This window comes from Proteus sp. CA142267 (assembly GCF_003336825.1).
Classification (GTDB): Bacteria; Pseudomonadota; Gammaproteobacteria; order Enterobacterales; family Enterobacteriaceae; genus Proteus; species Proteus terrae.
In genome coordinates, this window is the sequence record NZ_QPMG01000002.1 from 94885 (window position 1) to 115070 (window position 20186).

Consider the following 20186-nt stretch of genomic DNA (forward strand, 5'->3'; position numbering starts at 1 on the left):
CAGAATACAGAGATAATGAATGTCTCGTTATAAATATAAAGACATATTGTTTTTCAAATAGGACAAGTAATGGCTTGGCTTAATCAATACGACCACTTTGTGCCAGAAGAGCATCTTGCATCAGTTGTGGGTATTGCAGCGGAAATGGGAAAGCACGATTCAGGATTTCATTCTCATGATAGAGGGCAATTATTATTTACGCAGTCAGGATGTATGCGAATTACTTTAGCCTCTCGGGTTTCTGTTTTACCCCCCATGAGGATTGCGTGGATACCTCCGAGACTTGAACATCGAGTCGAAATGTATGCCTCTGTTGGATATCGTTCTGTTTATATCAGTGATAAATTCCATGATATTTTTCCAAGTGAGAGCGAGATCTTAACGATTTCACCTCTTTTGCGAGAAATATTAGAACGAATTTCTATTGCTGATTTTGATACTCAATGGGAAGAAGGGCGCTACGCAAATTTATTGGCCGTTTTTTTTGATGAAATCACTCAAGCACCGCGGCAACCCAATCATTTATTTATGCCTAAAGATAGACGGCTAAGTCGTTTATCCTTTGATGATTTACCGCCAGCATTACAAGAAATGGCAAAGTATGTAGGGGCGAGTGAAAAAACGATCACACGCTTGTTTTACAAAGAGACGGGGCTGAGCTATCAACAATGGCGCCAACAGTGGCGGTTAATGAAAGCCATTGAATTATTAGCTACCCATCATCGCTATATTGATATTAGCCAGATATTAGGATTTGCCAGTGACAGCGCCTTTATTACTTTTTTCAAAAAAATGACAGGGCAAACACCACAAGAATATTTGAAAAGTTGATTGAATTTTATCGATAACTTTAAAACATAAAGCCCCGATTTAAACGGGGCTTAGCAAGATAAATAATTAATAAAATTCAATTATTTCTTTTTAATTTCACTTTTGAAATCGCGCTCATCATAACCAGTATAAAGCTGACGAGGACGCGCAATTTTCAGACCATCTTCGTGCATTTCATTCCAGTGAGCAATCCAGCCAATTGTACGTGCAATCGCAAAAATAACAGTAAACATATTGGATGGAATACCTAACGCTTTCAGAATAATACCAGAGTAGAAGTCAACGTTAGGGTACAGTTTTTTCTCAATAAAGTACGGGTCGTTTAAGGCAATACGTTCTAATTCCATTGCCACTTCCAGTAAGCTGTCGTTGAGGTTTAATTCTTTTAACACTTCATGACAGGTTTCACGCATTACTGTTGCACGAGGATCGTAGTTTTTGTAAACACGATGACCAAAGCCCATTAAACGGAAGGAATCATTTTTATCTTTTGCACGTTTAATAAATTCAGGAATGTGTTCAACCGTTTTGATCTCTTCCAGCATACGTAGACAAGCTTCGTTAGCACCACCGTGAGCTGGTCCCCAAAGTGACGCGATGCCTGCTGCGATACAGGCAAATGGGTTTGCACCAGAAGAGCCTGCTGTACGTACAGTTGAGGTTGACGCATTTTGTTCGTGATCGGCGTGAAGGATGAGAATTCTATCCATTGCGCGTTCAAGTACTGGGTTAACGACATACTCTTCGCATGGTGTTGCAAACATCATATGCAAGAAGTTACCTGCATAGGAGAGGTCATTTCTTGGATAAACGAAAGGTTGACCAATCGAGTATTTGTAACACATCGCTGCCACTGTTGGCATTTTGGATAGTAGACGATAAGCCGTGATATCGCGGTGAACAGGATTACTAACATCCAATGCATCGTGATAGAACGCAGCTAAAGCCCCTGTAACACCACACAGTACTGCCATTGGGTGTGAGTCACGACGGAAACCATTGAACAGTCGGGTAATTTGTTCATGGATCATGGTGTGACGAGTTACTGTGGTTTTAAATTTATCGTATTGCTCCTGTGTTGGTGCTTCACCGTACAGCAGGATATAACAGACTTCCAAGTATGTTGATTCAGTCGCTAATTGCCCGATAGGGAAACCACGGTGAAGTAAGATACCATTATCACCATCAATAAAAGTGATTTTTGATTCACAAGAGGCGGTTGAGGTAAAGCCGGGATCATAGGTGTAATAACCTTTGGAGCCGAGAGTACGAATATCAATAACTTTGGAACCGAGTGTAGGGGATAGAACGTCCAAGTCTACAGATGTTTCAGCAATCGTTAGCTTAGCTTTGTTATCAGCCATTTATAATCTCCTTAGCGCTTATATGTCTCCTAACAAAGTCGAGAGTATCTTCATAAAGATGCACTTCGATAGTGAAACTATAGTTGATGTAAGGTACCCAGCCGAGTTTTATTTAATGCCCGTAATGTCTAGGTCTATAGTGTGTCACTTATGTTAAGGAGCTTTTGATGTTATGTTTTTTTAGGTGCTTTTTTATGCAATGCACTTAGAATTAGTACTGCTATCACTTTTACATAAGTTTGAGGTTTCTGGAAGCGTGTTTGCGCACAAAAAAAACATAAACATTAAAATAATGCAGTAAATGTAAGAAAAATGTTGTGCATGTGTCAAAAATGATAATCATTTTTGCATCAGATGTATTAAATAGTGATCCCTCTCACTGTTCGAGGCAAATGTCGGGCACACAAGTTGTGTGGTAATTGTAATAAGTTTGTGAAGCACTTATACTGCGCGCAGGTCTCCGGAACCGTTGTTGTATGGAGAACCAGCGTAACGAATCCACACTTTTTGTAAAATAGACGGATTTAACATTTTACTTAAAATGTGCCTTTGTACCCCATTCGCTGTTTGATTTCCATCCAGGTCCGGAGGAAGGAAAAATTATAAAAGCTGTGTGGGCATAAATTGTGAAAAAACAAAGACCTGTCAATCTGGATTTACAGACGATACAGTTTCCACTCCCTGCTATCGCATCGATCTTGCATCGTGTCTCTGGGGTTATCATGTTAGTCGCAGTTGGCATCTTACTGTGGTTACTTGGCACCTCTCTCTCCTCTCCTGAAGGATTTCAGCAAGCTGCTGAAATTATGACTGGCTTCTTCGCGAAATTTATTTTGTGGGGCATCCTAACAGCATTGGCGTATCACATTTGTGGTGGTATTCGTCATATGTTAATGGACTTCGGCTTTATTGATGAAACCTTGATTGTAGGTCGCAATTCAGCGGCAGCATCAATGGTTATTACCGTGATTTTATCAATATTGGCGGGGGTATTAGTATGGTAAGTAATTCTTCTACTTTAGGCCGTACTGGCATACAGGATTGGTTATTCCTTCGTGCCTCAGCCATTATTATCGTTTTATATGTTCTTTATCTTGTGGGATTTATTGCTACAACAGAAATAACCTATGAGGTATGGCGCGGATTCTTTAGCTCATCCTTAACCAAAGTGTTCACCATCTTGACCTTGCTTTCTATTCTTATTCACGCGTGGATCGGAATGTGGCAAGTGTTAACGGACTATATTAAACCGCTGGCATTACGCCTGACTTTACAACTGATTATTGTTGTTGCGCTGTTGGTTTATCTTATTTATGGAACAATTGTGGTGTGGGGTGTGTAATGAATCTGCCAGTAAGAGAGTTTGATGCTGTTGTTATTGGTGCGGGTGGTGCAGGTATGCGTGCCGCTTTACAGATTTCTCAAATGGGTCTGTCTTGTGCACTAATTTCTAAAGTTTTTCCTACTCGTTCTCATACCGTTTCAGCTCAAGGTGGTATCACTGTTGCACTCGGTAATACCCATGAGGATAACTGGGAATGGCACATGTACGATACGGTAAAAGGTTCCGACTATATTGGTGACCAAGACGCTATCGAATATATGTGTAAAACCGGCCCTGAAGCAATTTTAGAGCTGGAACATATGGGACTCCCATTTTCTCGTCTAGATGATGGCCGTATTTATCAACGTCCGTTTGGTGGTCAGTCAAAAAACTTTGGTGGTGAACAAGCTGCACGTACAGCCGCTGCCGCTGACCGTACTGGGCATGCATTGTTACATACCCTTTATCAGCAAAATTTAAAAAATCACACAACCATCTTTTCAGAGTGGTATTCACTGGATCTAGTGAAAAACCAAGATGGCGATATTGTTGGTTGTACTGCAATCTGCATCGAAACGGGTGAAGTCGTTTATTTCAAAGCAAACGCCACGATTTTAGCGACTGGTGGTGCGGGTCGTATTTACCAGTCAACCACAAATGCGCATATCAACACCGGTGATGGTGTAGGTATGGCGGTTCGCGCAGGTGTTCCTCTGCAAGATATGGAAATGTGGCAATTCCACCCAACCGGTATTGCGGGTGCAGGTGTGTTAGTGACCGAAGGTTGTCGTGGTGAAGGCGGATATCTGTTGAATAAAGACGGTGAACGCTTTATGGAACGTTATGCACCAAACGCCAAAGACCTTGCTGGTCGTGATGTGGTTGCACGTTCTATCATGATTGAAATTCGTGAAGGTCGTGGTTGTGATGGCCCTTGGGGTCCTCATGCGAAATTGAAACTCGACCATCTGGGTAAAGAAGTTCTTGAGTCTCGTTTACCAGGTATTCTTGATCTTTCTCGTACTTTCGCACACGTTGACCCAGTTAAAGAGCCAATCCCTGTTATACCTACTTGTCACTATATGATGGGTGGTATTCCAACAAAAGTAACGGGTCAAGCTATTCGTGTGAACGAGAAGGGTGAGGACGTTGTTATTCCTGGATTGTTCGCAGTCGGTGAAATTGCTTGTGTATCTGTTCATGGTGCAAACCGCTTAGGGGGTAACTCACTGTTAGACCTCGTGGTATTTGGTCGTTCAGCAGGGGTTCACTTAAAAGAGTCACTAATGGAACAAGGTACTATGCGTGATGCGAGCGATTCTGATGTTGAAGCGGCATTAACGCGCTTAAATCGTTGGGAAAACAACCGTTCTGGTGAAGACCCAGTTGAGATCCGTAAAGCACTGCAATCTTGTATGCAACATAACTTCTCGGTATTCCGTGAAGGTGATGCAATGGCTAAAGGCTTAGAAGAACTGAAAGTTATTCGTGAGCGCTTACAAAATGCACGACTGGATGATAATTCAAGTGAGTTTAATACACAGCGTATTGAGTGCTTAGAATTAGACAACCTGATGGAAACTGCTTATGCCACTGCGGTGTCTGCAAACTTCCGTACAGAAAGTCGTGGAGCTCATAGCCGTTTCGATTTCCCAGAGCGTGATGATGCGAACTGGTTATGCCATACATTATATCAACCGCAAACCGAAACAATGACACGACGTGAAGTCAATATGCAGCCAAAACTGCGTGAAGCCTTCCCACCAAAAGTGCGTACATATTAATTAGCGGTGTTATTGAAGTTGCGGAGACTTAAATATGAAACTTGAATTTTCGATTTATCGTTACAATCCCGACGTTGATAATGCGCCGCATATGCAAGATTACACCCTCGAAGTTCCTGAAGGGCGTGACATGATGCTATTGGATGCATTAATTCAGCTAAAGGAAAAAGATCCTACCTTATCGTTCCGTCGTTCTTGTCGTGAAGGTGTTTGCGGCTCTGATGGCGTGAACATGAATGGTAAAAATGGTTTGGCTTGTATCACACCTATTTCATCTTTACAGAAAGGAAGTAAGAAAATTGTGATCAGACCGTTACCCGGTTTACCAGTAATTCGTGATTTAATAGTGGATATGACTCAGTTCTATACACAGTATGAGAAAATTCGTCCGTATTTAATTAATAATGGCAAAAATCCTCCTGCTCGTGAGAACTTACAGTCACCAGAACAGCGTGAAAAGCTTGATGGGCTTTACGATTGTATCCTTTGTGCTTGTTGTTCAACCTCTTGCCCGTCATTCTGGTGGAATCCAGATAAGTTTATCGGGCCTGCTGGATTGCTAGCAGCCTATCGTTTCTTGATTGATAGTCGCGATACAGAAACTGAATCTCGTCTTGATGATCTTAACGATGCATTCAGTGTGTTCCGTTGTCACGGCATCATGAACTGTGTCAGCGTATGTCCTAAAGGACTCAATCCAACAAAAGCGATTGGTCATATTAAGTCAATGTTGTTAAAACGTAGTGCATAAAATAATAACCGCCCTAAAATAGTTAGGGCGGTTAATGGAAAAACTAAGTTAGACGTTTGCGGTAAAAATAGTAAGGCACCTTTAAACACTGTAAGACAGTGCTTAAAGGTTCCTTGAGAGCTAAAGCTCCATATTTAAAGAACCTGCGAGATAGCGGGTCATAAGAGAACCTTGCAATCGACACCGTTTAATCACGGTATTAGTTATCCACGGCGAACTAAAGCTGTATAGCTTAAGGGATCATAATGCAGAACGGCGCAATGAAGGACTGGCTAGAATCAACTTTTCTAGCAGGAGAGAATCAGTCTTACATAGAAGATATCTATGAAGATTACCTAACTGACCCAAACTCTGTTGACGAAAGTTGGAGAGAGATTTTTCAACAACTGCCCGCAAGTCAAGGCATAGAACAGTCGCATTCTCAAACCCGCGACTACTTCAGACGCCTCGCAAAAGAATCCACTCGATATCATACCTCGGTAAGCGATCCGGCAATGGACTCAAAACAAGTTAAAGTTTTGCAGCTCATCAATGCCTTCCGTTTTCGTGGTCATCAAAACGCTAATCTTGACCCGCTTGGTTTATGGAAACAAGAATCTGTTCCAGATTTAGATCCTGCTTTCCATAATCTAACTAAAGAAGACTTTGAAGAAACCTTCAACGTCGGTTCTTTTGCTATCGGCAAAGAAACGATGAAATTAGGTGATTTATATGAAGCACTGAAACGCATTTACTGTGGTTCAATCGGTGCTGAATATATGCATATCACTAATACTGAAGAAAAACGCTGGCTACAACAACGTTTAGAATCAGTAAATGTTGCAGACCAATTCACTAAAGAAGAAAAGTTACGCTTCCTGACAGAGCTAACAGCAGCTGAAGGTTTAGAGCGCTATTTAGGTGCGAAATTCCCAGGTGCAAAACGCTTCTCTTTAGAAGGTGGTGATGCATTAGTTCCGATGTTAAAAGATTTAATTCGCCATGCAGGTAAACAAGACACTCGTGAAGTGGTTCTTGGTATGGCGCACCGCGGACGTTTAAACGTTCTGGTTAATATCCTAGGTAAAAAACCTGCTGATTTATTTGATGAATTTGCCGGTATTCATAAAGAACATTTGGGAACCGGTGACGTTAAGTATCACCAAGGTTTCTCATCTGACTTTGCGACTGAAGGGGCTCAAGTCCACCTCGCATTAGCCTTTAACCCATCTCACCTAGAGATTGTTAGCCCAGTTGTAATTGGTTCTGTTCGTGCTCGTCGTGATCGCTTAGATGAAGCGCGTAGCAATATGGTTCTTCCTATCACTATTCATGGTGATGCGGCAGTAACAGGTCAAGGTGTTGTACAAGAAACCTTGAACATGTCTCAAGCGCGTGGTTATGAAGTTGGTGGTACAGTTCGTATTGTTATCAATAACCAAGTTGGTTTTACGACTTCAAATCCAAAAGATGCTCGTTCAACACAATATTGTACTGATATTGTGAAAATGGTTCAGGCACCAATTTTCCACGTTAATGCAGATGATCCTGAAGCGGTAGCTTTTGTGACTCGCTTAGCATTGGATTTCCGTAATACCTTTAAACGCGATGTTATGATTGATCTCGTTTGTTACCGTCGTCATGGTCACAATGAAGCGGATGAGCCAAATGCAACTCAGCCTCTGATGTATCAAAAAATCAAAAAACATCCAACACCACGTAAAATTTATGCGGATAAACTGGTTGCTCAATCACTGCTTGATGCCAATGATGTGACTGAACTGGTTAATCTTTATCGTGATGCGCTGGATCGTGGTGATTGTGTTGTTGAAGAATACCGCCCAATGGGTCTACATTCTTACACATGGGAACCGTATTTGAATCATGAATGGAATGAAGAGTATCCACATAAAGTAGAAAAAACGCGTTTACAAGATTTAGCGCGTCGTGTGAGTACCGTTCCTTCAGAAATCGTGATGCAATCTCGTGTTGAGAAAATTTATGCTGACCGTGCTGTTATGGCTGAAGGTGAAAAACTACTCGATTGGGGTGCAGCAGAAACATTAGCATATGCGACTTTAGTTGACCAAGGTATCACCATTCGTCTTTCTGGCGAAGATGCGGGACGTGGTACATTCTTCCATCGTCATGCTGTTATTCATAACCAAACAAATGGTTCTGTTTATGTACCATTAGCCAATGTTCATAATGCTCAAGGACAATTTAATGTCTGGGACTCTGTATTAACAGAAGAAGCTGTACTTGCGTTTGAATATGGTTATGCCACAACAGAACCTCGCGGTTTAACAATTTGGGAAGCACAATTTGGTGACTTCGCAAACGTTGCCCAAGTAGTTATCGACCAATTTATTAGCTCTGGTGAGCAAAAATGGGGTCGTATGTGTGGTTTAGTCATGCTGTTACCGCACGGTTATGAAGGCCAAGGCCCAGAGCACTCCTCTGCACGTTTAGAACGTTATCTGCAACTGTGTGCAGAACAAAATATGCAGGTTTGTGTGCCATCAACTCCGGCTCAGGTTTACCATATGTTACGCCGTCAAGCGTTACGTGGTATGCGTCGCCCACTTATCGTAATGTCACCAAAATCACTGTTACGTCATCCATTAGCGGTTTCTGAATTGGATGAGTTAGCAAATGGTAAATTCTTACCTGTCATTGGTGAAATAGATGATTTAAAACCTGCTGATGTGAAACGTGTTGTTATGTGTTCCGGTAAGGTTTACTACGATTTATTAGAACAGCGTCGTGCTAATGAGCAAAACAACGTTGCCATTATTCGTATTGAACAACTGTATCCATTCCCACACGAAGATATTGCGCAAATTCTCGCACCTTATGCTCATGTAAAAGAGTTTATTTGGTGTCAAGAAGAGCCTCTGAATCAAGGTGCTTGGTACTGTAGTCAGCATAACTTCCGTGATGCTATTCCAGCAGGCGCAACATTACGTTATGCAGGACGCCCTGCATCAGCCTCTCCAGCAGTTGGTTATACCTCTGTTCATCAGGAGCAACAAAAAGCTCTGGTTGAAGACGCACTGAAAGTTGAATAAATAAGGATAGAAAATGAGTAGTGTAGATATTCTAGTACCGGATCTCCCTGAATCAGTTGCTGACGCATCGGTCGCAACTTGGCATAAAAAACCTGGTGATAGCATTCAACGCGATGAAGTGCTGGTTGAAATCGAAACAGATAAAGTTGTTTTAGAAGTACCTGCAAGTGAAGCAGGTGTTTTAGAAAGTATTCTTGAAGAAGAAGGCGCTACTGTTGGTTCACGCCAATTACTAGGTCGCATTCGTTTAGGTGATAGCACAGGCATTCCAGCTGATGTGAAACCTGCTCAAGATAGCACTCCAGCACAGCGTCAAAGTGCTGATATTGCTGAAAAAGGCAATAACGATGCATTAAGTCCAACTGCGCGTCGTTTAGTGGCTGAACACGATATTAACCCTGCGGATGTGAAAGGCAGTGGTGTAGGCGGACGTTTAACTCGCCAAGATATCGAAGGTCATGTTGCGAATAAATCAACTACACAACCGGTAGCAGAAGTTCCTCAAGCACTGTTATCTCACCGTAGCGAAAAACGTGTACCAATGACACGTTTACGTAAGCGTGTAGCAGAGCGCTTGCTAGAAGCGAAAAACACCACTGCAATGTTGACAACGTTTAACGAAATCAACATGCAGCCAATCAAAGATTTACGTGCTCAGTATGGTGAAGCATTCGAAAAACGCCACGGTGTACGTTTAGGCTTTATGTCTTTCTACATTAAAGCGGTTGTTGAAGCACTGAAACGCTATCCAGAAGTGAATGCTTCTATTGATGGCACTGATGTGGTTTATCACAACTACTTCGATATCAGTATTGCAGTATCAACACCTCGTGGTCTGGTAACGCCAGTATTACGTGATGCAGATGCTATGAGCATGGCGGATATTGAGAAAAATATCAAAGCGTTAGCTGTAAAAGGTCGTGACGGTAAGTTAACTGTTGAAGACTTAACAGGTGGTAACTTCACTATCACAAATGGTGGTGTTTTCGGTTCATTAATGTCAACTCCGATTATCAACCCACCGCAAAGTGCCATTTTAGGGATGCATGCAATTAAAGATCGCCCAATGGCAGTAGACGGTCAGGTTGTTATTCTACCAATGATGTATCTGGCTCTGTCTTATGACCACCGTTTAATTGATGGTCGTGAGTCTGTCGGTTTCTTAGTAACCGTTAAAGAGATGCTAGAAGATCCAGCTCGTTTATTACTGGATGTATAGGTAATAAATATCGCTTTTAGGCAGGAGATGCTCCTCCTGCCTACTTAGCAACAGACACAAGCATCAAAGAAGTACAGTGTGTTCGTGAAGCCAGATTTCTCTGGCTTATAGTCAAAAAAATAAGAAAGCCCGACTTTCAACAAGATTATGGATAGAACATCATGAATTTACACGAGTATCAGGCAAAACAGCTTTTCACACGGTATGGATTACCAGCACCTGCTGGTTTCGCCTGCTCCACACCGCGCGAGGCAGAAGAAGCTGCGTCAAAAATCGGTCAAGGCCCTTGGGTCGTGAAATGTCAGGTTCACGCGGGTGGACGTGGTAAAGCGGGCGGCGTAAAAGTCGTTAAATCTAAAGAAGAGATCCGCGCATTTGCTGAACAATGGTTAGGCAAACGTTTAGTCACTTATCAAACAGACGCTAACGGTCAGCCTGTTACACAGATTTTGGTTGAAGCAGCAACCGATATCGCTAAAGAGCTTTATCTTGGTGCGGTTGTTGACCGTGGTACCCGTCGCGTTGTCTTTATGGCATCAACAGAAGGCGGCGTTGAAATTGAGAAAGTGGCTGAAGAAACACCAGAGCTTATTCATCGCGCAATTATTGATCCACTGACTGGCCCAATGCCTTATCAGGGAAGAGAATTAGCATTTAAACTGGGTTTAAAAGGCAAGCAAGTTAGTCAATTTGCTAAAATCTTTATGGGATTAGCCTCTATTTTCTTAGAGCGTGATCTTGCTCTAATCGAAATTAACCCACTGGTTATTACTAAAGAAGACGATCTGATTTGTCTTGATGGTAAATTAGGCGTAGATAGCAACGCGTTATATCGTCAACCAGAAATGCGTGAAATGCACGATCCTTCACAAGAAGATCCTCGTGAAGCGCAAGCAGCACAATGGGAGCTGAACTACGTTGCATTAGATGGCAATATTGGCTGTATGGTTAATGGTGCTGGTTTAGCGATGGGTACAATGGATATTGTTAAACTTCACGGTGGCGAGCCTGCAAACTTCCTCGATGTAGGTGGTGGTGCAACAAAAGAGCGCGTAACTGAAGCATTTAAGATTATTTTGTCAGATGAAAATGTCAGCGCTGTATTAGTCAACATTTTCGGCGGTATTGTTCGTTGTGACTTAATCGCAGACGGTATTATTGGCGCAGTTGAAGAAGTTGGCGTTAATGTTCCTGTGGTTGTTCGTCTTGAAGGAAACAATGCAGAGTTAGGCACCAAAAAATTAGCAGATAGTGGATTAAATATTATCGCTGCTAAAAGCTTAACGGATGCCGCGAAACAAGTTGTTGCAGCAGCGGAGGCAAAATAATGTCTATTTTAATCGATAAGAATACCAAAGTAATTTGCCAAGGCTTCACTGGTAGCCAAGGAACATTCCACTCTGAACAAGCTATTGCTTATGGTACGCAAATGGTCGGTGGTGTTACGCCGGGTAAAGGCGGCACTACGCACTTAGGTTTACCTGTATTCAATACAGTACGTGAAGCCGTTGAAGCAACAGGTGCAACGGCGACAGTTATCTATGTACCCGCGCCATTTTGTAAAGATTCAATCTTAGAAGCGATTGATGCAGGTATCAAACTAATTATTACTATTACAGAAGGTATTCCTACACTGGATATGCTGACTGTTAAAGTTAAATTAGATGAAGCTGGCGTACGTATGATTGGCCCTAACTGTCCGGGTGTTATCACTCCGGGTGAATGTAAGATTGGCATTATGCCAGGTCATATTCACTTACCAGGTAAAGTAGGTATTGTATCTCGTTCAGGTACATTAACTTATGAAGCTGTTAAGCAAACAACGGATGTTGGTTTAGGTCAATCAACCTGTGTTGGTATTGGTGGAGACCCCATTCCGGGTTCTAACTTTATTGATATTCTGAAGCTATTCCAAGAAGATCCACAAACAGAAGCGATTGTGATGATTGGTGAAATTGGTGGTACAGCGGAAGAAGAAGCGGCTGCTTATATCAAAGATCATGTCACTAAGCCTGTAGTCGGTTATATCGCTGGTGTAACAGCACCTAAAGGCAAACGTATGGGACATGCGGGTGCAATTATTGCTGGTGGTAAAGGTACAGCAGATGAGAAATTCGCTTCCCTTGAAGCTGCAGGTGTTAAAACAGTTCGTAGCTTAGCCGATATCGGTGAAGCGATTAAATCACTGATCAAATAAGTAACAATTCTGTTAATAATTTCAGATTGATACTATCTCGAATGCCAGTTTCTAAAAAAGGAGCTGGCATTTTTTATTTTTAGTTTCATTTAAAAAACTATATCAATAGTTAATATTGTAATTAATACATCAATATCCTACCTGAATTTACTCTAATAAACTGTTTTATATCGTTTTTTTGAAAACTGTTATGTGTGCGAAATATTATTTCTCTATTTATTAACGTTCTTGTGACGCCTAAAAGTAATGATATAAGCCATGAATAGATACCCTAAATTGTTAAAAATAATATTTTAAATGCATGTTTTTAGTAAAAAAGAGCATTAACAGAAAAAATGAACACTTATTTTATGCTGCTCGCAATATAGGTACTTCTATAAATATCTCAATAATTAGCTTTAAACCTGTACTAGGATCACGCTGTAACACTGATTTTTACTAAGGAAATGGGCTTTTAAACATGTTAATGAATGAATGAGGAGTAGGGGAGATAAGGTCTTTAATAGCAAAAAATATCTTTTCATTATGTTAGAACATCAAAATGACGATTAAAGGGGAATTATGATCTCCTTATTACTATAAGAATTGATAATAAGAAGTTGGTTAGTATCTTGAAAATCACTTTGTTTGAATACGAAAACGCAATGAAAGATTTTTTTATTTTTTCTTGCGATTTTTCAATAAATGACTTGTTTTTGTTTTATATCATGTTGATTTAAAAGGTTATTTATTTATTGTATTAATAGTGATTTTACGTTCTATTTGTTAGATACAGATTTATTGCACTTAATTTATCTAGAATAAAAGAGAAACTAAAAAATAAATAATATTAAAAATTGATAATCCATATTGGACTTTTTATATATCTTGATTAGATAAAATAATAGAGTGATTTTTTTATATTTACATTTTTGTAAATTTCAACTTATTAATTAATAGATTATTTTTTTAAAATATTTATTATTTACCTGCAAAAAAATAGAATTGATATTAAAATTAATAAAACACAATTAAAAGTGTTTATTTTTAAGTCCTTTATGAAAATAAAAAGTTAATTTTATTATGGAAAATATAAGGAGGTAAATTACACTTAAGAATAAAAACAACATTGCATTAACACAATGGTAACTATTGGGTAATTTATTCGCAACTAGTTAACATTAAAGTGTTTTTTTGATGTGGGTCAAGTTATTAATTGTGGCAAAAATTTCTGAATATGCTTAAATTGGCACACGATCAAATATGCTATTACAAACCTAAAAGTCGTATTGTTGACCTAAGCTCAGAATTCAAATCTGGGTCACGCAAAATATATTTATTATATGTAAATATAAGCGTACTATTTGTAAGGTATTGTGTTTTTGGTCTTTAATATTCGTTGTTGTTTTTAGAGGCATTTATTGCTGGTAGTTATGAGGCTTTATAATTTAATAGAGTCGGGTTGCCGCAAGTCGGTGTCTTCCTGCTAGGAGCAAGGAGTCAAGATGTTTGATATTGTCGAACTGTCACGGTTACAGTTTGCCTTAACAGCAATGTATCACTTCCTGTTTGTCCCATTAACGCTGGGTATGGCGTTTATGCTGGCAATCATGGAAACGATATATGTTCTGTCGGGTAAACAAGTTTACAAAGATATGACAAAGTTCTGGGGTAAGTTATTTGGTATTAACTTTGCTCTGGGTGTCGCAACTGGGTTGACCATGGAGTTCCAATTTGGTACTAACTGGTCATATTTCTCTCATTACGTCGGTGATATCTTCGGTGCGCCTCTAGCAATCGAAGGTCTGATGGCGTTCTTCTTAGAATCAACTTTCGTCGGATTGTTCTTCTTTGGCTGGGATCGCTTAGGTAAGAAGCAGCACTTGATGGTAACTTGGTTAGTTGCTTTCGGTTCTAACTTCTCTGCTCTGTGGATCCTTGTTGCGAATGGTTGGATGCAAAACCCTGTCGCTGCAGACTTTAACTTTGAAACCATGCGAATGGAAATGTTGAGTTTTGCTGATCTGGTTTTAAACCCTGTCGCTCAAGTTAAATTTGTTCATACCGTTGCTGCTGGTTACTGTACTGGTGCATTCTTTGTTCTGGGTATCAGCTCTTACTACCTGCTCAAAGGTCGTGATATTGGTTTTGCAAAACGTTCTTTCGCAGTTGCTGCTACTTTTGGTATCGCAGCTGTATTATCTGTTATCGTACTGGGTGATGAATCTGGTTACGAAATGGGTGACGTACAAAAAACTAAACTGGCTGCAATTGAAGGTGAATGGCATACAGAAGCAGCTCCAGCTGCATTTAATCTGATTGCATTCCCTAATCAAGAAAAAATGGAAAACTCGTTTGCATTACAAATCCCTTATGTCATGGGTATTATTGCAACGCGTTCTTTCGATACGCCTGTATTAGGTCTTAACGATCTGATGGGTCAGCATGAAGTTCGTATCCGTAACGGTATGAAAGCTTACGAATTATTAAGCGAATTACGCGCAGGTAATACTGATCCTGCTATTCGTGCTGCATTTAATGACGCTAAACAAGATTTAGGCTACGGCTTATTATTGAAGCGTTATACTGATAAAGTTGTTGATGCAACAGAAGAACAAATCAAAGCTGCTGCAAAAGACACTATTCCTAATGTCGCACCACTGTTCTGGTCATTCCGTATCATGGTTGCCGCAGGCTTCCTGATGTTACTGGTTGTTGCGATTTCTTTCTGGACAGTTCTGTCTAACCGTATTGGTAACTATAAATGGTTACTACGTGCTGCTCTGTTTAGTATTCCATTACCGTGGATCGCAGTTGAAGCAGGTTGGTTTGTTGCAGAATATGGACGTCAACCATGGGCGATTGGTGAAATCCTGCCTACGGCTGTAGCAACTTCTTCACTGACACAGGCTGATATCCTAGTATCTATGGGTCTTATCTGTGGTCTGTACACACTGTTCCTAGTTGCTGAAATGTTCCTGATGTTCAAATTTGGTCGCCTTGGGCCGAGTAGCCTGAAGACGGGTCGCTATCACTTTGAACAGAAGAATGCATCTTCTGCACAAAGTAAGTAACACAGGAGTCCACTATGTTTGATTATGAAGTATTGCGGTTTGTTTGGTGGCTACTGATTGGTATCTTACTGATTGGCTTCGCGGTCACTGATGGTTTTGATATGGGTGTCGGTGTGTTACTACGCGTTATCGCGAAAGATGACACTGAACGTCGTATTTTAATTAACTCTGTTGCACCTCACTGGGATGGTAACCAAGTCTGGTTAATCACAGCAGGTGGTGCATTATTCGCTGCATGGCCAATGGTATATGCTGCGGCATTCTCTGGTTTCTATTTCGGTATGATCTTCGTACTGGCGGCATTATTCTTCCGTCCAGTAGGCTTTGACTACCGTTCTAAATTAGAATCACCAAAATGGCGTGGCATGTGGGATTGGGGTATCTTTATTGGTAGCTTCGTTCCACCATTAGTTATCGGTGTTGCTTTTGGTAACCTATTACAAGGTGTTCCATTAGAAGTCGATAGCATGCAACGTGTATCTTATAATGGTACAACTAACGCGCTTATTAACCTATTAAGCTTATTAAACCCATACGGTTTATTAGCAGGTGTTGTTAGCTTAATGATGATTGTTGCACATGGTGCAAGCTATCTTCAAATGCGTACTACGGGTGAGTTACACGAGCGTACTCGTAAAACAACTTACATTACCTCTTTAATCACTTTCGTTGCTTTTGCATTAGCTGGCGTGTGGTTAATTTATGGTATTGATGGTTTCGTTATTACAAGTGCTATTGATACTGCAGGTCCTTCATCTCCACTACTAAAAACAGTTTCTCATGAAGCTGGTGCATGGATGATTAACTACAACAACTATCCAGTATTATGGGCTCTGCCTGCATTAGGTCTGTTATGTCCTTTATTGGCGATTGTTGCAACTAAAGCAAATAAAGGTGGTTGGGCATTCCTGTTCACCTCACTGACAATTGCTTGTGTTATCCTGACTTGTGGTGTGACTATGTTCCCATTTGTGATGCCTTCAAGCACTTTCCCAGATGTGAGCTTAACAATGTGGGATGCAACTTCTAGCCTGTTTACTCTTCAGGTAATGACAGTTGTTGCGATTATCTTCGTACCTATCGTTCTCCTTTACACCATCTGGTGTTACTGGAAAATGCATGGTCGCCTCGATAAGAAATTTATCGAAGGCAATAATCATACTCTGTACTAAGGAGCATAGAGAATGTGGTATTTTGCATGGCTTCTCGGAACGCTCTTCGCTTGTAGTATTGCGGTGATCGCAGGACTGGCTTTCGAGCACGCTGAAGCGAAAAAAACTTCAGCAAGTGAAGAATAATGTTGGATAAAAGCTACCAACTACTAGACAAGGGCCCTATTCGGGCTCTTGTTTTAATCATGGCGTTGGTAATGGCATTTTGTGTCATGTGGGATCCTAGCCGATTTGCAGCGAACACCAGTTCACTAGCAATTTGGCAAGGGATCCTTCTTATTTGGTCTGTGTGTGCTGGTGCAACTTTTGGTTTAGCATTTCGCCCTAAACATATTGTCGCAAAATGTTTATTACATCCAATCCCTGCAATTATTATTTTAGTTGTTGGGCTAAGTTACTTTTTCTTTTAAGAAAATACCTTATTTCTGCTCAGTGTATGAGAAAGAAATAAGGTATTTTATTTCCTAACTATTTCTTCTAAATTCCCTCTCACATCTAGCGTTATAGCTGGATATTTTCTTTTAAGTAATCAATAAAGAGACGTGTTTTTCTTGGAATATATTCGCTATAAGGGAAAATAATATTAACGGATTGCGTTAACAGGGAAACATCAGGAAATAGCACAACTAATTTTTTTTCTAATAACTCTTGTTGAATGTACCAATGTGGCAAAATAGTCATTCCAGAGTGCGCGAGTGCCATTTTTTTTAATGCCGCAATTGTATTGGTTTCAAAATAAGCATCTTGAGCTAACTGAGAGAGTAGGGTATTAAATTTGGAAGATGATGAAAGTTTACTTTGATGTAAATTACTATTTGCTAAATAAGGAATAGCGCTCAAGTCGTCGATAGTTTTTATTGAGAACTTCTGCAATAAATCAGGAGAGATAACCAAACTTATCTCATAATCAGCCAGCTTTGTAGATCGGTAATTGCTGTCTTTCAATGTGCCAAGGCGGATCGCGAGATCAAGTTTATGATTTATTAAGTCTTCAATAGAAGAATTAAACGCATACTGTACTTTTAGATTTGGATGTAATTGCATAAATTGATTAAGTAACGGAAAAATATAGTGTTCACCAAATTCCGCAGTCGAACTTAATCGCAACGATCCCTGTAATTCTTGTTGTCTTAATCGTGCCTTATCTAATGTTTGTTCTAACTGACTTAACACGAGGCGGAAATCTTGATAAAGCATTTCGCCTGTTTCAGTGAGTGAGAATCGTCGCGTATTACGATTGAGTAATGACACATCCAATTCTGTTTCTAATGCTTTGATATGAATACTTACCATTGATTTACTTAGGCGTAAATATTTTGCGGCTTGAGTAAATGATCCTGTATCAACAACTGCAATAAAAGAGCGAATTCGATCAATTTGGTTTTGCATGATTGTTTACTCTGATTAAACAATAAATTCTATTTTGTCAGATAGACGAAATTCGTCAATCTTTCGTACTCTATGCGCGGAGGATTTTTATGACTTACCGCTATCGAATTGCATCTATATTTCTGCTGGGCTTCTTTATAGATTGTATTAATATTTTTATGTCAGCGATTGCATTACCTGCAATTGCGGATGATATGCAGATCTCTATCGTTTCTGTTACATGGATTTCAAATAGTTATATTTTGGGATTAACGTTAATTATTCCATTGAGCCACTGGTTATCCCAACGTTTTGGAATTAAAGTATTGATGGTAACGTCAATGTTGATGTTTAGTCTATCCGTTGCATTAGTGGGATACTCTCACACTTTTAGTGAACTTGTTTTTTGGCGCTTTATTCAAGGCATGAGTGGTGGATTGCTAATTCCAATTGGGCAAGCATTAACCTTTCAATATTTTCAAGGACATGAGAGAAGCAAAATCTCTACGCTAATTATGGCAATAGTCTTAATTGCACCTGCAATATCGCCGACATTAGGTGGATTTATTGTTGATGTTGTTTCGTGGCGTTGGGTTTTTTATAGCAATATTCCATTCTCATTGTTAACCGCGTTTCTAGCTTTTATCTGGGTAAAAGAGCCTGTACCTAAAGAAAACGCTATGCCAGATATTAAAGGTATCATTCTTATTAGTCTGATCATTGTATCTGGATTGTTTGCGTTATCTACTTATGGTGAATACCACTCAACATTACTTGCTTTATTGATTGCCGTATTCTCAATAATTTTTGCTGTACTTTATTATTACCATTATCGACACCATTCATCACCGGTTATTAATTTAGCATTATTAAAAAATAGAAATTTATCACTCTCTATTTTTATTTATTACTGTATTCCAGGTGTTTTTACTGGAGTAAATATTCTCGCTATTTTTTATTTACAACAATATTTAAAATTTACCGGTAAAGGTACGGGTATTTTTATGTTGTTGTATGCACTGGGTGCTTTTATTTCAATGACAACAAGTGGTGCGCTTTATAATAAATTGGGAATGAAACGCTTATTTATTATTGCATTGCTATTACATAGCATTGGTATTTCTTTATTAATATTTGTAAATAGCAGTAGCGATATTCCATTACTTATTGTTGCTTATCTAATTATCGGTGTGGGTGGTGGGATTGGCGCTAATACCGCACAAACCACGGCGTTGTATGATTTCGACGCACAAAAATTAGTTCAAGCAAGTGTTATTTGGAATATTAATAGACAGGTTGTTTTTAGTGTCGGGGCAACTATGGTTGCTATGTTATTTAATATTCTTTCTCTTTTTTGTTTACCACAAACAGCTTATAGCATGACTTTTTTAATATGCACATTAATAGGCATATTACCTCTTGCTTTATTATTTACACTAAAGAAAAAAGTTATTACACAGGAAACACAAGATGAATTTTAATACTGACTCAATTATAGAAAGTATTGAATCTTTGCATGACGAGATTGAAATAGTTTTTACGCAATATCCCCTATCAGTTGATGCGATTACAAAAATAGAAAATCTTTTATCTCAAGAGTTTTCAATGGTAGGGATCAGTGGAAAAGCAGTGAGTTATGATGACGTTATCGCGATGTTCAGACAAAATGCAGGAAAAAAAAGTGGTCTGAAAATAAAAACGGACAATTATAAAATAATTTACCAGTCTGATTGTTTGGCGCTTGTCAGATATCAAGAAACACACAGTGAAAATAAGAAAATTCTTATGCGCGGATCTGTGGTGTTATTGAGACGCAATTCTCATGATGAGTGTTGGCAGTGGCACTATCTTCATGAAACACCAATATCAAGTAATTGATTGATTTATATGAAAAACCAGTTTTTTAACAGGTTTTTTCTGTCATTAAAAATAATACTACTAAATAAGGCAATCTATGAATTTCTAATTAGCAAGCATTTTTATGCTGTCTTAATGAAAATATTTTTTCTATTCAGAGCACAAAGCATATTGCGTGTTGCAAAGAAGAGTTTATGATTGGCGCCTGAAAACTGC

The 20186-nt window shown here is 39.6% G+C and carries 17 protein-coding genes; 15 read left to right on the forward strand and 2 right to left on the reverse strand.

Translation table 11 applies throughout. The annotated features are described in order from the left end of the window. Window positions 1-69 precede the first annotated feature (69 nt). Window positions 70-831, forward strand: a complete 762-nt coding sequence (locus C0T34_RS06185; protein ID WP_098943860.1) for a helix-turn-helix transcriptional regulator — start codon at window positions 70-72, stop codon at window positions 829-831. Between the two features lie 80 nt (window positions 832-911). Here the strand turns inward: C0T34_RS06185 and C0T34_RS06190 are convergent, their stop codons facing one another. Beyond that, window positions 912-2195 (reverse strand): citrate synthase, encoded by a 1284-nt coding sequence (locus tag C0T34_RS06190; RefSeq protein ID WP_098943859.1) that lies wholly within the window; start codon window positions 2193-2195, stop codon window positions 912-914. Between the two features lie 623 nt (window positions 2196-2818). Between C0T34_RS06190 and sdhC the strand changes: the two genes are divergently transcribed. The 12 genes from sdhC to ybgE all read left to right on the forward strand — a co-directional run bounded on the left by sdhC (window position 2819) and on the right by ybgE (window position 17155). After that, complete coding sequence (gene sdhC / locus C0T34_RS06195; protein ID WP_129586864.1) at window positions 2819-3199, forward strand: succinate dehydrogenase cytochrome b556 subunit; 381 nt, start codon at window positions 2819-2821, stop codon at window positions 3197-3199. Then, window positions 3193-3537 carry a succinate dehydrogenase membrane anchor subunit gene (sdhD, locus tag C0T34_RS06200; RefSeq protein WP_006537664.1) on the forward strand — a complete coding sequence of 115 codons (345 nt, stop codon included), beginning with the start codon at window positions 3193-3195 and terminating at the stop codon, window positions 3535-3537. The genes sdhC and sdhD overlap by 7 nt, the downstream gene beginning before the upstream one ends. Beyond that, window positions 3537-5303, forward strand: coding sequence for a succinate dehydrogenase flavoprotein subunit (gene sdhA, locus C0T34_RS06205; RefSeq protein WP_023581183.1), 1767 nt, complete (start codon window positions 3537-3539; stop codon window positions 5301-5303). The genes sdhD and sdhA overlap by 1 nt, the downstream gene beginning before the upstream one ends. Before the next feature lie 34 nt (window positions 5304-5337). Then, the gene (locus C0T34_RS06210; protein ID WP_006537662.1) at window positions 5338-6054 is read left to right on the forward strand and encodes a succinate dehydrogenase iron-sulfur subunit; all 717 of its coding nucleotides are present in this window, start codon (window positions 5338-5340) and stop codon (window positions 6052-6054) included. A gap of 245 nt (window positions 6055-6299) precedes the next feature. Further along, window positions 6300-9104 carry a 2-oxoglutarate dehydrogenase E1 component gene (gene sucA, locus C0T34_RS06215; protein WP_098943858.1) on the forward strand — a complete coding sequence of 935 codons (2805 nt, stop codon included), beginning with the start codon at window positions 6300-6302 and terminating at the stop codon, window positions 9102-9104. A gap of 13 nt (window positions 9105-9117) precedes the next feature. Beyond that, a complete protein-coding gene (gene odhB / locus C0T34_RS06220) occupies window positions 9118-10323 on the forward strand; it encodes a 2-oxoglutarate dehydrogenase complex dihydrolipoyllysine-residue succinyltransferase (protein ID WP_088493413.1) in 1206 nt (401 codons plus the stop codon). Between the two features lie 161 nt (window positions 10324-10484). Then, window positions 10485-11651 carry an ADP-forming succinate--CoA ligase subunit beta gene (sucC, locus tag C0T34_RS06225; RefSeq protein ID WP_075671649.1) on the forward strand — a complete coding sequence of 389 codons (1167 nt, stop codon included), beginning with the start codon at window positions 10485-10487 and terminating at the stop codon, window positions 11649-11651. Further along, window positions 11651-12520, forward strand: a complete 870-nt coding sequence (sucD, locus tag C0T34_RS06230) for a succinate--CoA ligase subunit alpha (RefSeq protein WP_098943857.1) — start codon at window positions 11651-11653, stop codon at window positions 12518-12520. The genes sucC and sucD overlap by 1 nt, the downstream gene beginning before the upstream one ends. Before the next feature lie 1484 nt (window positions 12521-14004). Next, window positions 14005-15573, forward strand: a complete 1569-nt coding sequence (cydA, locus tag C0T34_RS06235) for a cytochrome ubiquinol oxidase subunit I (protein WP_098943856.1) — start codon at window positions 14005-14007, stop codon at window positions 15571-15573. A 14-nt stretch (window positions 15574-15587) separates the two neighbouring features. Continuing rightward, complete coding sequence (cydB, locus tag C0T34_RS06240) at window positions 15588-16745, forward strand: cytochrome d ubiquinol oxidase subunit II (RefSeq protein ID WP_098943855.1); 1158 nt, start codon at window positions 15588-15590, stop codon at window positions 16743-16745. Between the two features lie 12 nt (window positions 16746-16757). Continuing rightward, window positions 16758-16871 carry a cytochrome bd-I oxidase subunit CydX gene (gene cydX / locus C0T34_RS06245; protein ID WP_088493409.1) on the forward strand — a complete coding sequence of 38 codons (114 nt, stop codon included), beginning with the start codon at window positions 16758-16760 and terminating at the stop codon, window positions 16869-16871. Beyond that, the gene (gene ybgE, locus C0T34_RS06250; RefSeq protein ID WP_098943854.1) at window positions 16871-17155 is read left to right on the forward strand and encodes a cyd operon protein YbgE; all 285 of its coding nucleotides are present in this window, start codon (window positions 16871-16873) and stop codon (window positions 17153-17155) included. The genes cydX and ybgE overlap by 1 nt, the downstream gene beginning before the upstream one ends. Before the next feature lie 91 nt (window positions 17156-17246). Here ybgE and C0T34_RS06255 read toward each other — a convergent pair whose 3' ends face one another. Next, the gene (locus C0T34_RS06255) at window positions 17247-18134 is read right to left on the reverse strand and encodes a LysR family transcriptional regulator (RefSeq protein ID WP_109849862.1); all 888 of its coding nucleotides are present in this window, start codon (window positions 18132-18134) and stop codon (window positions 17247-17249) included. Window positions 18135-18223: 89 nt separating this feature from the next. On the opposite strand from C0T34_RS06255, the gene C0T34_RS06260 reads away from it, so the two are divergent. Both C0T34_RS06260 and C0T34_RS06265 read left to right on the forward strand, forming a co-directional pair. Continuing rightward, entirely contained in the window at window positions 18224-19594 is a 1371-nt protein-coding gene (locus C0T34_RS06260; RefSeq protein WP_109849863.1) for an MFS transporter, read from the forward strand. Continuing rightward, window positions 19584-19991 (forward strand): nuclear transport factor 2 family protein, encoded by a 408-nt coding sequence (locus C0T34_RS06265; RefSeq protein ID WP_098943851.1) that lies wholly within the window; start codon window positions 19584-19586, stop codon window positions 19989-19991. Before C0T34_RS06260 ends, C0T34_RS06265 begins: the two co-directional genes overlap by 11 nt. Window positions 19992-20186 lie beyond the last annotated feature (195 nt).